The sequence below is a fragment of the Janthinobacterium sp. BHSEK genome (genome assembly GCF_056174685.1).
Genome location: NZ_JBWBYV010000049.1, coordinates 81,576 through 96,611, shown reverse-complemented (window position 1 = coordinate 96,611; position 15,036 = coordinate 81,576). Strand labels below are relative to the sequence as shown.

The following is a 15,036-nucleotide window of genomic DNA, read 5'->3' as shown; positions in this document are numbered from 1 at the left end:
CGTCGGTGCCACCCTGCTTTATCTCGCAGCTGGTGGCAAAGTCTGAATTCGGTCATTCGTTTTCGATGCCGTGCGTTTTTTCGCTCCTCGCATCGCGCTCGCCACAACACCCATGCGTCAAATAAAAAACCGCCATGCCTGAAAAAATTCGGGCACGGCGGCAGACGAAAACGGTGTGGTTTTGTGCATATCCGTGTAAATCTGTATCCCTGTTTTGCGAGGTTTTTTCGCTACCGCGCTGGTTAAAAACCCCCGCATTCTAACGCTCGCATTTGCAATCTCATAAAGTACACGAAAACCTTGTCAATGCGCAACCGGCACGACACGTTTTCGCCCCCTTTTTTGCACGATACGCGTGCTATCGCACAATCGCGCGGCAAATGCCGCCGCCAGCGTCTCCGGAAATGCTTTTTCGGGCCCGCGATGCGGCCATGCGCGGCATCCGGAAATCCTGGCGCAAGCCTCCTCGCATGGCTCGATGAGGCACGCATTTTTCCGCCGCCATGCACGCAAAAAAAAAGCGCCGTCACGATGACGGCGCTTGCTGGCGTAGCCTGAAAAAGGATTACTCCCAGTTCAGCGCACCACCCGTTTGATACTCGGTCACGCGGGTCTCGAAGAAGTTGCGTTCCTTCTTCATGTCGATCATCTCGCTCATCCACGGGAACGGATTTTCTTCCTGGGCGAACAGCGGCTCGATGCCGATCTGCTGCGCGCGGCGGTTGGCGATGAAGCGCAAATAGCCCTTGAACATCGGCGCGTTCAGACCCAGCACGCCGCGCGGCATGGTGTCTTCTGCGTACGCGTATTCCAATTCCACGGCCTTCATGAACAGGTCCTTGATCTCTTCGCGGAAGGCGGCCGTCCACAGCTGCGGGTTTTCCATCTTGATCGTGTTGATCAAGTCGATGCCGAAGTTGCAGTGCATCGATTCGTCGCGCAGGATGTACTGGTACTGCTCGGCCGCGCCCATCATCTTGTTCTGGCGGCCCAGCGCCAGGATCTGCGTGAAGCCGACATAGAAGAACAGGCCTTCCATCAGGCAGGCAAACACGATCAGGGATTTCAGCAGCTTCTGGTCGTTTTCCACCGTGCCGGTGACGAAGGCCGGGTCGGTCAGGGTGTTGATGAACGGGATCAGGAATTCATCCTTGTCGCGGATCGACTTGACTTCGTTGTAGGCGTTGAAGATCTCGCCTTCGTCCAGGCCCAGCGATTCGACGATGTACTGGTAGGCGTGCGTGTGGATCGCTTCCTCGAACGCCTGGCGCAGCAGGTACTGGCGGCACTCGGGCGCCGTGATGTGGCGGTAGGTACCCAGCACGATGTTGTTGGCGGCCAGCGAGTCGGCCGTCACGAAGAAGCCCAGGTTGCGCTTGACCAGGCGGCGCTCGTCGTCCGTCAGGCCGTTCGGGTTTTTCCACAGCTCGATATCGCGCTGCATGTTCACTTCCTGCGGCATCCAGTGGTTGGCGCAGCCGGCCAGGTATTTGTCCCACGCCCACTTGTACTTGAACGGCACCAGCTGGTTGACGTCCGTCTTGCCGTTGATGATGCGCTTGTCGTCGGCATTCACGCGGCGCGCCACTTGCTCGGCGTTCGCTTCGGACGGCTCGGCGCCGGCCGGCAGGTTCAAATCGGTATTTCCCAACGGCGCTTGCTGCGCCGGACGCGGCACAGCTGCCGACGTGGTTTCATCATCCCAAGACAACGACATATTCTTCTTCCTTTCCATGCCGGCGAGCCGGCGATCCGCAACAGGCCCGTTGAATCGGACAATGCGGACATTGACAACATTGAATCAGCCCAGAAGTTCTGGGCTGACAACTAAAATCTTACTGGCAGGCTTCGCACTCTTCAAAGCCGTCATCACCGGGACGCAGATAGCAGGCTTCGCCATCGGCGTCATCCGCCGCCGCTGCCACTACCGGCGCCACGGCCACTGCTGCTGCCGCCACGACGGCTGCCTGGGCGCTCTGTGCGCTGGCCGACATGCCGCCATCGACTGCCACGGCGTTCAGGGCGCCCGTCTTGGAGGTCGATTTCTCCATGTGGGTAGCGGCGATGGTACGCAGGTAGTAGGTGGTTTTCAGGCCACGCAGCCATGCCAGCTTGTAGGTCTCGTCCAGTTTCTTGCCCGAGGCGCCAGCCATGTAGATGTTCAGCGACTGGGCCTGGTCGATCCACTTCTGGCGACGCGAAGCCGCTTCCACCAGCCAGCTTGGCGACACTTCAAAGGCGGTGGCGTAGATATCGCGCAGGTCTTGCGGGATGCGGTCGATCTTCACCAGCGAGCCGTCGAAGTACTTCAGGTCGGAGATCATGACTTCATCCCACAGGTCGCGCGCCTTCAGGTCGCGCACCAGGTAGCCGTTGATCTCGGTGAATTCGCCCGACAGGTTCGATTTCACGTACAGGTTCTGGAACGTCGGCTCGATACAGGCCGAGACGCCGATGATGTTCGAAATCGTCGCCGTCGGGGCGATCGCCACGCAGTTCGAGTTGCGCATGCCGAACTTGGCGATGCGTTCGCGCACCGGAGTCCAGTCCATGGCCGACGAGGAATCGACTTCCAGGTAGCCGCCGCGCTCTTCGGCCAGCAGTTTGACCGAGTCCTGCGGCAGGATGCCGCGGTCCCACAGCGAACCGGCGTACGATTCATAGCGGCCGCGCTCTTCGGCCAGTTCCGTCGACGCCAGGTAGGCGTAGTAGCAGACGGCTTCCATCGAGGTGTCGGCAAACGACACGGCGGCGTCCGAGGCGAACGGCACGCGCATCATGTGCAGGCAGTCCTGGAAGCCCATGATGCCCATGCCGACCGGACGGTGGCGCATGTTCGAGTTGCGCGCCTTGTCGACGGCGTAGTAATTGATGTCGATGACGTTGTCGAGCATGCGCATGGCGGTGCGGATGGTCTTGGCCAGCTTGACGTGATCGAGCTTGCCTTCCTTCATGTGCGCCGGCATGTTGACGGAACCGAGGTTGCAGACGGCGATTTCGTCAGGGCCCGTGTTCAGCGTGATTTCCGTGCACAGGTTCGAGCTGTGGACGACGCCGACGTGCGACTGCGGGCTGCGGATGTTGCACGGATCCTTGAACGTGATCCATGGGTGGCCCGTTTCAAACAGCATCGACAGCATCTTGCGCCACAGGTCCAGCGCCGCGATCTTCTTGAAGACGCGGATTTCGCCGGCGGCGGCCTTGGCTTCGTAGCCCAGGTAAGCCTGTTCAAAGGCCTTGCCGACCTTGTCGTGCAGGTCAGGCGTGTCCGACGGCGAGAACAGGGTCCATTCGCCTTTTTCCATGACGCGCTTCATGAACATGTCGGGAATCCAGTTCGCCGTGTTCATGTCGTGCGTGCGGCGGCGGTCGTCGCCCGTGTTCTTGCGCAGGTCGAGGAATTCCTCGATGTCCATGTGCCAGGTTTCCAGGTAGGCGCAGACGGCGCCCTTGCGCTTGCCGCCCTGGTTGACTGCCACGGCCGTGTCGTTGACCACTTTCAGGAACGGCACCACGCCTTGCGACTTGCCGTTGGTGCCCTTGATGTGGGCGCCCAGGGCGCGCACCGGCGTCCAGTCGTTACCCAGGCCGCCGGCGAACTTGGCCAGCAGCGCGTTGTCCTTGATGGCGTCGTAGATGCCTTCCAGGTCATCGGAGACGGTGCTCAGGTAGCACGACGACAGCTGCGAGCGCAGGGTGCCCGAATTGAACAGGGTCGGGGTCGAGCTCATGAAGTCGAACGAGGACAGCAGGCTGTAGAACTCGATGGCGCGCGCTTCGCGGTCCGCTTCGTTCAGCGCCAGGCCCATGGCCACGCGCATGTAGAACGCTTGCGGCATTTCGATGCGCACGTCCTGGATGTGCAGGAAGTAGCGGTCGTACAGGGTTTGCAGGCCGATGTAGCCGAACTGCAAGTCGCGGTCGGCGACGATGGCTTTGGCCAGGCGTTCCAGGTCGAAACTGGCGAGTACCGGGTTCAGCAGCTCGGCGGCGATGCCCTTGGCGATATATTGCGGGAAATACGTCAGGTATTCGGCGGCGGCCGCCGCTTGCGGCACTTCCTTGCCGAACACTTCCTTGCGCACCGTGTGCAGCAGGATGCGGGCCGTGACCTGGCTGTAGGCCGGGTCTTTTTCCATCAGCGCGCGCGCCGCCAGGATGGCCGACTTGTGCAGCTCTTCGACGGGCACGCCGTCGTACAGGTTCTTCACGGTCTCGGCCAGGATGGCGTCGGCATCGACGTGCTTTTCCAGGCCGGCGCAGGCGGCGTTGATCAGGTCGCGCACTTCCTGCATGTCCAGCAGGCGGCGCACGCCGTTATCAAGCACGTTCAATTGTGGTGCGGAAACTTGCGCGGAAGCGCCTTGCGCTTCCTTCTGCAGGCGGCGCTCTTCCATGTGCTTGGCACGGTACAGCACGTAGGCACGCGCCACGTCGTGCTCGCCCGAACGCATCAGCGACAGTTCCACCTGGTCTTGCACGTCTTCGATATGGAAGGTGCCGCCGCCCGGATGGCGGCGCACCAGCGCGGCGACGACGCCGTCGGTCAGCTGTTCCACCAGTTCGCGGATGCGTGCCGAGGCTGCGCCCTGGCCGCCGTTAACGGCCAAAAACGCCTTGGTCATGGCGATGGCGATCTTCGAAGGCTCAAATGCCACCACCGCGCCGTTGCGGCGGATGATGCGATAGTCGCCCAATGCCGCGCCCGTGCTCGCCACGCTGTTGGCCGCGCCTGGCGCTGGCGATACTGGCGTTGGATGGATGGAAATATCTTGTGGTGATTGCATTGAAGCTCCCGTTGTCAGCTAAAGTCAGCCTGCAGTTTTGCTGCCGCGTGTGTTGTTGAATAGAACGCCCGATAATCAGGGTTTCTTCAGATATTTGTTGCTAAATAGTAAATTCATAATGCATACAACCGTGTCAGAATCCATATCGCCACACCGCACTGCCCGGCTGGCGCGAAACACGATCAAGGGTGATAAACCGCCAGTTCCAGTGCTTTATCAGCAATCCGGGTAGCTTTGACAATAATTCTGAAAACGTCTGTGATGGCACTACATATAGTCTTTACATCCAACTTCTTCACTAATTGTAGTGCCCATCGAAGGGCGATGCAATAGTTTTCCGGCATCCGCGGGCGTAATTTTTTGTATTTTCATATACGATTTCGGTTGACTTTTCAGGGTATGGATGGAAAGCCCAATCCCCGCGAAGTAAGCGCTAACGCAGGCTGCCCGCGCAGGGTTTCCAGCCAGCATACTTGGTAAAAATGCCAGTCAAAAAACGGCCCCGGATCCGTCTTCCTTCCCGGCGCGATATGCTCGTGGCCACGTACCTGGGACAGCCCGTAGCGCGCCACCAGCGCCGCCGTCAGCCCTGCCAGCACGCGGTATTGCTGCCGCTGAAAGGGGACAAAGTCCGAGCCTTCCATTTCGATACCGATCGAATAGCCATTGCACTGCGGGCGTCCTTCGAACATGGACGCGCCCGCATGCCAGGCACGTTGATCAGTAGAAACATATTGCAACAGCGCGCCATCGCGCCGCACAAAAAAGTGCGCCGACACCTGCAAGCCACGCAGGTCGGCGAAAGAAGGATCGGCATTATAATCTACCCGGCCCGTAAACAAGTCCGACACATGCGGCCCGCCGAAGTGGCCGCCCGGCAAGCTGATGTTATGAATCACCAGCAAGTCGACCTGCGCACCGTCCGGGCGCGCATCGTGGTAGGGGGAGTCATAGCGCAGCGCGCCGTCGCACCAGCCGTCTTCATCTATCGTCCATGCGCTCATCAAGTAAGGCTTCCTGTATCGTCAATTTCTGCATGCGGTAACGCAACTGGCGCACGCTCAGGCCCAGCTGGCGCGCCGCCCGCGCGCGGTGGTAGCGCGCCTGCACCAGCGCCTGCAGGATCATGTCGCGCTCGGCCTGGCGCAGATACACGTCCAGCGGCAGGATGGGGGCCATGCCATATGCCGCCATGCCGGGCAGGCACAGTTGCCGCTCCGGCAAGTCCGGCGGTGCCGGCGCCGCCCGCAACGGCATGCTGCCCGCCGCGGACGGCAAGGCCAGCCCGTCGAGCGCGATCACGCCGCCGTCGGCAAAGGCCAGCGCCCGCTCCAGCACGTTTTCCAGTTCGCGCACATTGCCGGGAAACGCATACGCGGCCAGGGCCGCCAGCACGGGCGGCGTCAGGCTCACGGTCCGGCGTGGCGACAGGCGCGCGAGGATCACCTCACATAATACCTGCAGATCGCCGCGCCGCTCGCGCAGCGGCGGCAGCGCCAGCTCGATCACATTCAGGCGGTAAAACAGGTCCTGGCGGAACGTGCCGGCGGCCACGCCGCGCGCCAGGCCATGCTGGCTGGCGCACAGGATGCGCACGTCGACGGCCTCGTCGGCACTGCCGCCCAGCCTGCGCACGCGGCGCTCCTGCAGCACGCGCAGCAGTTTTACCTGCATGGCCAGCGGCAGGTCGTCGACTTCGTCGAGCAGCAGGCTGCCGCCATGGGCCGCCTGGAACAAGCCCTGGCGCTCGTGCAGCGCGCCCGTGTAGGCGCCCGGGCGGCAGCCAAAGAATTCCGCTTCCATCAGCGCTTCGGGAATGGCGCCGCAGTTGACGGCGATAAACGGGAAGCCGGCGCGCGCGCCCTGCGCATGGATGGCACGCGCCGCCAATTCCTTGCCCGTGCCCGATTCGCCGCGGATGGCCACCGGCGCGCCGCAGCGGGCGATGCGGCTTATCTGCGCGCGCAGCGCCTGCATGGGCAGCGAATTACCGCTCAGTTGCGGCGCCGGCGGCATGCCGGCGGCGGTCACGGTCTGCTGGCTGGTGCGGGGACTGGACATGGGAGCGCGCCTTTCTGCAATGGCGGTGGCGAACCGCCTGCTGCAGATGCTACGCCGGACGAATGCCGGAGGCCGTTACGATACGGATGAGCAACGCGCGCCTGCTGGCCTGCCCTTACACGGTGGCGTGCGCGTGGCTGCAGTAATCGTGGCCCTTGGCCTGCACGTTTTCCGAGGCCGGGTAGTACACGCCGCAATGGGCGCAGCACAGCATCAGCTCGGCATCGGGCAATTCCTGCGGCCGGCCCGGCGGGGTGAACGGGTTCGGCGGCTGCTGCGCGCGGGCACGCTGCTGCATGCCCCGGATCTTGCTGCGGATAGCAAACAGCACCAGGAACACCAGCGCCAGCCAGAATAAAACACGTGTCATGCGAATCCCCGGTGTAAAACCACTTCCAGTACAAAACGGCTGCCGACATAGGCCAGCAGCAAGGTGGCGAAACCGGCCAAGGTGAAGCTCAGGGCCGTCTTGCCGCGCCAGCCGCGAAAGCGGCGCCCCGCCAGCAGGGCGGCAAACAGTAGCCACGACAGCATGGTAAATACGGATTTGTGATCCCAGTTGAGCGCCTTGCCAAATAATTGCTCGGAAAACACAATGCCCGACAGCACGGTCAGGCTGAGCAGGATGAAGCCCAGGCCGATCATGCGGAACAGCAACTTTTCCATCGTCAACAGGGCTGGCAGCTGGTCCAGCGCGCTGCCGATGAAGCCGCGACTCTCGCTGCGCGTATGCAGGCGCGATTCCTGCAGCGCCATCAGCACGGCGTGAAAGGCGGCAATCGTCAAGGTGCTGTAGGCGAGCACGGCCACGGCGATATGCCAGCCGAAGACGGCCGACTTGCCTTCCATGCTGACCTGGCTGCCGGGAAAGGCCCAGGCCAGGCCGATGGCGATGACGGCGCTGGGCATGACCATGCGGCGCAGTCCATCCAGGCTGAAATTGCGGTTCTCTATCCAGTAGGCTCCCACCGAGACCCACAGCGCGGCCGACAGCATGGCGGAAAAACCGAAGCGCAAGGTGCCAGGCGCCATCAGGTCGAACCACAGGGTGGCGGCGTGCGCCAGCCAGGCAACGCCGGTCAGGCCGGCAATGAGCCGGGCACGGGACGAGGGAAGCACCGCGCACGCCGCGTACAACAGGGCGGCGATGAAAAAGAAATAGATCTGCATAGTTTAAGTTTACACCATAGCCGGCAAGCGCGATTCAAGCGACAGTATGGGCTGTAAGCAATTGCCGCCAGCCGATACCGCAAGCCTGCCATGATATCGCGCCTCGGCCGCGACGGGGTGGCGCACCCTCAAGATTTCGGCAATCTTTCGCGCCGCTACATCTCATACTAGTATGCAGCAAAAAAATGATGGCCCGCTTAAGCGAGCCATCGGGTATTGCCATTATCCGGCTTACTTCACGTTCAGGCTCTTTTTCGCCTGCTCCAGCAAGTCCGTCTTGACCCAGTCCTTGGCCACGGGCGGCTTCGTCATGCGGCCCACGCCCGTTTTCACCATCACGTCCGTGGTGACCTGGATATGTTCTGGCGAGATGTCGTACGAATACGGCGAATTGCTGATCGCGTCGTCGAAGTCATCCTTCGTGATCTGGCCGCGGAACACGACTTCACGCACATACTTTTCCGCCGTCGCCTTGTTGTCGATAAAGGTTTTCGTCGCTTCGACGAAGCAGCGCATAAATTTCTCCGCCACGGGACGGCGTTCCTTGTAGAACTTTTCCGTCATCACCATGGTCCGCACGGGCTCGCCGATCGGCGTGTCGTACGGTTTGATGACTTCGGTGCCAAAGCCCTTGTTGATCGCCTGCGACGATTGCGGCTCCGACTGCATCATGGCGTCGATATTCTTGCCCATCAGCGCCTGGTTCAAGTCGGCGTAGGCGAGGAACACCAGCTGCACATCCTTGCCCTTGGTTTCGGAATACGTCAGGCCCGCCTGCGACAGTTCGGCCAGCAGCAGCACTTCCTGGATGCCGCCGCGCGTCACGCCCACGCGCTTGCCCTTGAGTTCCTTGACGCTGGCGATCTTTTGCCCCGCGCCCGCCACCAGGCGCGCGCCGCCCTTGGCAAAACCGGCCACCACATAGATCGGCGCGCCGCCGGCGCGGCCGGAAATGGCCGCTTCGGACGCCGTCGCGCCCACGTCCAGCTCGCCCGCGATAATCGCCTGCATCACGTCGAGGCCCTTGGCGAAGACATGCTCTTCGACCTTGATGCCGCACTTGGGCGCGATTTCCTTGATGTACGACACGGCGCCGTAGTGGGCGAATTTCAAGTTACCCAGGCGCACGACTTCCTGCGCCTGCGCCTGCACGGCGCCCATGCCGAACGCCAGCATGAGGGCGGCGGCGATACCGGTCTTCAAGGTTGATTTTTTCTGCATCGGGTTCTCCTGTGGTGGTGGGTATGTGCCTGCAAGGGCATAAAACACGAAACACTGCTTTTTATTATGAGGAGATAGTACCGTGTGTTGAGTCAGGAGCAATCTTTTTTATGGAAAGCCTGCCTTGGCGCTGTTGCAGCAGCGCAAAGACAGGCGAATCCGGGAGCAGCAAGCCCGGCTGCATGAAGCGTTACTGTCCCGCCAGCGCCACCACCGGATCGAGTCCCGATGCCTTGCGCGCCGGCATGAAGCCAAACACCAGCCCCGTCACCACGGCGCAGGCAAATGCCCCGGCGATGGCGCTGAGCGAAAAGATCACCGGCACGTCCCAGACCAGCAGCAGGCCGGCCACCGTCACGCCGACCACGATGCCGGCCACGCCGCCCACCACCGACACCAGCACGGCTTCGGTGAGGAACTGGCGCAGGATGTCGCGCCGGCGCGCGCCCGTCGCCATGCGGATGCCGATTTCGCGCGTGCGTTCGCGCACCGTCATCAGCATCACGTTCATGACGCCGATGCCGCCCACCACCAGCGAGACGGCGGCGATCAGGCTGAGCATCATGGTCATGTTGTCCTGCGTCTTCGCTTCGGCGGCGATCGACGCGGCCGCATTGCTGATGCCGTAGTCGCGGATGCGGTGGCGCTCGAACATGGTGGCATCGACCGCCGCCTCCACCTCGGTCACGCGCTTGACGTCGTCCACGGCCATCACCGTGTATGTCGGCTCGCGCTGGCCGAAGACGCGGATGCCGGCCGTGGAAAACGGCAGCAGCAGCACGTCGTCTTCATCCTTCTCGCCCGTCAGCGCGCCCTTCGCGCTCATCACGCCGATCACCTGGAACGGCACGTTGCCGATCAGGATACTCTGCCCCACGGGATTGGCCACGTCGGGCATCAGCTTTTCGGCCAGGTGCGCACCCAGCACGGCCACGGTGGCCATCTCGCGCTCGTCTTCCTCGGTAAAGAAGCCGCCCTTGGCCACGGGCCAGGTCTGGATCTGCGGCAGAGCCGGCCCCGTGCCGCGCACATAGGTCTGCACGTCGAGGTTGCCGTGGCGTATCACCTTGTTGCCCGTGACATTCGGCAGCACGTGGGAAATTCCTGGCACGTCCTTGAGCGCATCGAGGTCGGCCAGGGTGATGCTGCGCCCGGGAATGCGCGAGCTTTCGCCGCGCGACGCCATGTACAGCAGGTTAGAGCCGAACGCGCCCAGTTGCGCCATCACCTGCTGGCGCGTGCCCAGGCCGATGGCCAGCATGACGATCACGGAAGCGACGCCGATGACGATGCCGAGCAGGGTCAAGCCCGTGCGGAAGCGGTTGATCCACAGCACGCGCCAGGCGGCGCGCGCCGCATCGAGCAATTCCGTGCCCAGCGACGCGCCCGTGTCGTGCGCGGCGCGCGACATGTCCAGCGGCGGCAGGGCCGCCGACGTGGCGGGAATGGCGATGGCGCCCGAGTCGGCGACGATTTCGCCGTCGCTGATCTCGATCACGCGGCGCGCCTGGGCCGCCACCTTGCGGTCATGCGTGATCAGGATGATGGTGTGGCCCGCGTCGGCCAGTTCGCCCAGCAAGGCCATGACTTCGGCGCCGCTGCTGCTATCTAACGCCCCCGTCGGTTCATCGGCGAGGATGATGCGCCCGCCATTCATCAGGGCGCGCGCGATCGACACGCGCTGCTGCTGCCCGCCGGACAACTGGTTCGGCCGGTGGTCGAGCCGCTCGCCCAGGCCCAGGCGCTTGAGCAGCGCTTCCGAGCGGGCGTGGCGGGCCGCGGCCGGCATGCCCGCGTACAGGGCCGGCACTTCCACGTTTTCGCGCGCCGATTCGGTGGCGATCAGGTGATAGCCCTGGAAGACGAAGCCGAACGCTTCGCGCCGCAGCCACGCCAGTTCATCGGGATTCAGGCTGGCTACGTCCTGGCCGGCGAAGCGGTAGCTGCCGTCGCTGGGCCGGTCCAGGCAACCGAGCAAATGCATCAGAGTCGATTTGCCGGAACCGGACGCGCCCACGATGGCGACGAATTCGCCGGCGCCGATCGACAGGGTCAAACCGCGCAGCACTTCCACGGCCGGTGCGCCGTCGTGGCCGCCGTAGCGCTTGCGGATGCCGACAAGCTCGATCAGGGGCGCCGGCTGGCCGCCTTCTCCGCTTTGTCCCAGAGAAGCGGCCTCGCTCATCGCGCTCACAGCTGGAACCTGCTGCTGCCGCTGCCGGCCGGCTGCTCGCCCGTGACCAGCAATTCGCCTTCGCGCAAGCCTTGCAGCACTTCCGCGCTGAGGCGGTTGCGCACGCCCACGGTGACGGTGCGCGTATCGACCTTGCCGTCCGCATCCATCACGCGGGCCGTGAACTGCCCCGGTTTGGCGCCTTCCTCCGTCGACGGTTTCAGGGCCGGCAAGGGCACGGCCAGCACATTGTTCGCCGCTGCCGTGACGAACACCACTTGCGCCGTCATCTGCGGCATCAATTCGCCATCGGCGTTATCCACGTCGAACAGTACTGTATACAAGATCACCTTGCTGGTCGACGGCGCCAGGGCCGTGCCTGCGGCGGCACCGCCGGGCACCGGCGGGGCCGGCAGCACTTGCCGCACCTTGCCGCTCCAGCGCCGCTGGTCGCCGCCCAGGGTGGTGAAGTACACGGGCATGTCCGGGCGCACGCGGCGCACGTCCGCTTCCGACACTTCCGTCCATACCGTCATGGCCGACAGGTCGGCGATGCGCAGGATGTTCGGCGTCTGGTACGTGGCGTTCAGGGTTTGCCCCTCTTTCGCGTCCAGCCCCACCACCTTGCCGGCCATCGGCGCGTAGATGCGCGTATAGCCGAGGCGCGCCTCGTCCGCCTTCAGGCTGGCCTGGGTCTGGGCGATCTGCGCCTTCAGATGGTCGATCTTGGCGCCGGCCGAGGCCAAGGTGGCTTCGGCCGTCTCCAGGTCGGCCAGCGGCGTGGAATCAAACTTGGCCATCTGCTTCTGGCGCACGTGCTGCTGGCCGGCCAGGCGGTGCTGCGCCTGCTGGTCGGCCAGTTGCGCGCGCAAGCCCGCCAGCGCGGCGCGGCCCGCGTCGACCGTGGCCTGCTGCACGCTGGGGTCGATCTCGGCCAGCAACTGCCCCTTTTCCACGGCGCTGCCCGGCTGCACGTGCAGGCGCGTGATCTGGCCCGACACCTGCGCGCCCACGTCGACATAGGTTTGCGGCTGCAGGGTGCCGATGGCCGTGACGCTGGCCTCGATATTGCCGCGCTTGACGGGCGCCGTGTCGAACACGGTGGCCGGGCCGCGCGTGGCCCACAGGGCACCGGCGCCAAACAGCGCCAGCAAGACCACGCCGCCGAGGATGCGGGCGCGGCGCGAAGACAGGCGGGCCGCCATCAGGAAGCCGCCTTGCGGTTGCAGATACAGTAAATCGGTGTCGCCAAACGTGAAAAATACATCGGTCTATCCTTGAAAATAGCGGTGGACATCACCGCAGGAACGTCACAAGACCTGCCAGCGCGGCGACGGCTGCCAGCAGGGAACTACGCAACAGCAAGCGGGGGGCATACGGCAGCAGCAGGGCCACCAGCAGCGCGCCGGCCGATATGAAACCCAGCCAGGCGACGACGCCGACGGTGGCGCTCCAGCCGGCCACGCAAGGCCAGATGGCCAGCGCCAACAGGACGGCGCCCGCCAGCTGCAGCGCGCGCCGCACGTTCGGCGCCGCGTCCCTGCCCCAGACCTGGCCATGGTGGCGGTCCATCGCCAGCGAGAGGCTGGCCATGCCCGCATACGACAGGCCCAGCGCGCACAGGATGGCGTTAATCATGACTGTCCCTCCGTATTGACTCGCAGGCTGGCCGACGGTGCTTCCTTGGCTACCGCCTTCTTGAGCGGTTTTTCCTTGCGCTTGTGGACTTTCCACGCGCCCCAGCCGGCCAGCAGGCCGAAGGCCATGCTGCCCAGTTCCACGCCGGCGCTTTCCCAGTCGCCGCGCGCGATTTGCGCCGCCAGGTTGTCTCCCGTGCTCAGGACATTGAGCACCGGCAGCAGCAGGCACAGGGCGGCCAGCAAACACAGTTGCTCGATCCACGCGCGCTTTTCCGCGCGCACGCAGGCGTGCACCAGCATCAGGAACCACACGCCGAAGAAGGCGCGCACTTCCCAGCCGGCGCGGTGCTCGATGCCGACGGGGATCAAACGATTGGCCCACAGGAAGCCCACGCAGGCGATGGACAGGCCGGCGATCGCCGCCACGTTCAGGCAGGCGATGACGCGGTAGACGCGCTGCGTATAGGCGCCGAACTCGCCGCCGGACTTCTGGCGGCGCTTGACCATGAACAGGATGGCGCCCGTGCCCATCATGGCCGTGCCGGCCAGGCCGCAAAAGAAGTACAGCCAGCGCATCGGCGTGCCGCCGAAACCCACCATATGCAGGTTCGACATGACGGAGCGCGTCAGGCCCGCGCCGCCCGTGTCGGACGCGCCGGGCAGGCGCAAGGCGGTCTGCTCTCCCGTGGCCAGCGCATAACAGGCCCTGCCCGTGTTGGCGCTGAGGCGCTCCATCGTGTCCGTCTCTTCGTTCCAGCCGTACATGCACACGCGCATGGAGGCGTCGTTCGGATTGTCCAGCACCACGGCGCGGATTTCCTGGCCGATGGCCTGTTCGGCGCGCAGCGCAAACGATTCCAGCGCGGGAATGGCCAGCGGCTGGCCCGTTTTCACGGGTTTGCCCGCATCATTCCAGTCTGCCAGGAAGGCTTTCTTGGGATTGTCCATGCCGTATTGCGCCGCCACGGGGGCCGGCACATAGTCATCGCTGAAGAATGCCAGGCCCGTGTAGGCGATCATGAACTGGAACGGCAAGGTCAGCACGGCCACCGCGTTGTGCGCGTCCAGCCACGAACGCTGGCCCTTGGCCGGGCGGAAGGTGAAAAAATCCTTGAAGATGCGCTTGTGCGTGATGACGCCGCTCACCAGCGCCACCAGCATGATCATGGTGGTGATGGCGACGATCCAGACGCCGATGCGTCCCGCGTGCAGCTCGTAGTGGAAATCGACGAAATGGTGGCCGCCGATGGTTTCCCGCTCCGTTGCCTCGCGCGCATGCTCGATGACGGCGCCCGTCAGCGGATCGAGATCCGCCGAGCCATAGCCGCCGCTGGGCTGGAACCAGTAGGCGGACAGGCCGTGGCCGGGGCGCTGCACGGGCCAGATTTCCCACATGTCCGCCTTCGGGTGCTCCTTCGCCATGAAGTCGAGCGCCAGTTCCAGGCGGTGCGCGCGGTCCGTGACCTTTGGCAGCGGCGGATCGTTCGCATGCGCCGCTTCTTCCAGTGCGTGTTCGGGCGTCATCCAGTGGCCGATCGGGTCGTCGAAGACGGCCAGGGTGCCGGTCAGGAAGATGGCGAACAGCAGCCAGGAAATCCACAGGCCGCTCCAGGTATGCAGCCAGGCCATGGCCTGGCGCAGGCCGCCCTGTTGCGGCGTTTTCACCACTTTGTCTACCTTGACGGCGTTCATGCGGCACCCCGCGACAGCAGCAGGCCGATGCCGCCGCAGGCGATGGCCGGCAGCAGCATGCCGAGCCAGGCGCGGCGCAGGTCTTGCACGGCAAAGACCCAGATCACGGCGCAGGTGTAGACGACAAAGGCGCTCAGGGTGGCCGTCAGCACGGCTTCGGGGCGCGACAGCGGCAGCACGGCCGCCAGCAGCACGGCCACGCCGGACGTCAGCGCATAGCCGCCAAAAACGGCGGCAAGCACGCGCGAAAACAACATCATGTGGGCCGATTTCATCATCGCGGCGCTCCCTG

At 63.9% G+C, this 15,036-nt stretch carries 12 protein-coding genes; all 12 read right to left on the bottom strand.

The features are described 5' to 3' along the window. Positions 1-565 precede the first annotated feature (565 nt). The 12 genes from AC0V2Y_RS17615 to AC0V2Y_RS17560 all read right to left on the bottom strand — a co-directional run bounded on the left by AC0V2Y_RS17615 (position 566) and on the right by AC0V2Y_RS17560 (position 15,022). Positions 566-1,717: a ribonucleotide-diphosphate reductase subunit beta gene (locus AC0V2Y_RS17615; protein ID WP_070218582.1), complete on the bottom strand. Its 1,152-nt coding sequence runs from the start codon at positions 1,715-1,717 to the stop codon at positions 566-568. Positions 1,718-1,835: 118 nt separating this feature from the next. Further along, positions 1,836-4,787: a ribonucleoside-diphosphate reductase subunit alpha gene (locus AC0V2Y_RS17610; protein WP_475416099.1), complete on the bottom strand. Its 2,952-nt coding sequence runs from the start codon at positions 4,785-4,787 to the stop codon at positions 1,836-1,838. Between the two features lie 392 nt (positions 4,788-5,179). Next, a complete protein-coding gene (ampD, locus tag AC0V2Y_RS17605) occupies positions 5,180-5,791 on the bottom strand; it encodes a 1,6-anhydro-N-acetylmuramyl-L-alanine amidase AmpD (protein ID WP_475416098.1) in 612 nt (203 codons plus the stop codon). Beyond that, a complete protein-coding gene (locus tag AC0V2Y_RS17600; protein ID WP_475416097.1) occupies positions 5,769-6,848 on the bottom strand; it encodes a sigma-54 interaction domain-containing protein in 1,080 nt (359 codons plus the stop codon). The genes ampD and AC0V2Y_RS17600 overlap by 23 nt, the downstream gene beginning before the upstream one ends. A gap of 115 nt (positions 6,849-6,963) precedes the next feature. Continuing rightward, complete coding sequence (locus AC0V2Y_RS17595) at positions 6,964-7,218, bottom strand: PP0621 family protein (protein ID WP_436541211.1); 255 nt, start codon at positions 7,216-7,218, stop codon at positions 6,964-6,966. Continuing rightward, positions 7,215-8,018: a cytochrome C assembly family protein gene (locus AC0V2Y_RS17590; protein ID WP_070218587.1), complete on the bottom strand. Its 804-nt coding sequence runs from the start codon at positions 8,016-8,018 to the stop codon at positions 7,215-7,217. The genes AC0V2Y_RS17595 and AC0V2Y_RS17590 overlap by 4 nt, the downstream gene beginning before the upstream one ends. Before the next feature lie 231 nt (positions 8,019-8,249). Further along, positions 8,250-9,239 carry an ABC transporter substrate-binding protein gene (locus AC0V2Y_RS17585; protein WP_373632506.1) on the bottom strand — a complete coding sequence of 330 codons (990 nt, stop codon included), beginning with the start codon at positions 9,237-9,239 and terminating at the stop codon, positions 8,250-8,252. A gap of 190 nt (positions 9,240-9,429) precedes the next feature. Then, positions 9,430-11,424 (bottom strand): MacB family efflux pump subunit, encoded by a 1,995-nt coding sequence (locus tag AC0V2Y_RS17580; RefSeq protein ID WP_475416162.1) that lies wholly within the window; start codon positions 11,422-11,424, stop codon positions 9,430-9,432. Between the two features lie 5 nt (positions 11,425-11,429). After that, positions 11,430-12,617 carry an efflux RND transporter periplasmic adaptor subunit gene (locus AC0V2Y_RS17575; RefSeq protein WP_475416096.1) on the bottom strand — a complete coding sequence of 396 codons (1,188 nt, stop codon included), beginning with the start codon at positions 12,615-12,617 and terminating at the stop codon, positions 11,430-11,432. 91 nt (positions 12,618-12,708) lie between these two features. After that, on the bottom strand, positions 12,709-13,050 hold the full coding sequence (locus AC0V2Y_RS17570) for a DUF3325 domain-containing protein (RefSeq protein ID WP_475416095.1): 342 nt from the start codon (positions 13,048-13,050) through the stop codon (positions 12,709-12,711). Then, entirely contained in the window at positions 13,047-14,744 is a 1,698-nt protein-coding gene (locus AC0V2Y_RS17565; RefSeq protein WP_475416094.1) for a PepSY-associated TM helix domain-containing protein, read from the bottom strand. The genes AC0V2Y_RS17570 and AC0V2Y_RS17565 overlap by 4 nt, the downstream gene beginning before the upstream one ends. Next, positions 14,741-15,022: a hypothetical protein gene (locus AC0V2Y_RS17560; protein WP_475416093.1), complete on the bottom strand. Its 282-nt coding sequence runs from the start codon at positions 15,020-15,022 to the stop codon at positions 14,741-14,743. The genes AC0V2Y_RS17565 and AC0V2Y_RS17560 overlap by 4 nt, the downstream gene beginning before the upstream one ends. Positions 15,023-15,036 lie beyond the last annotated feature (14 nt).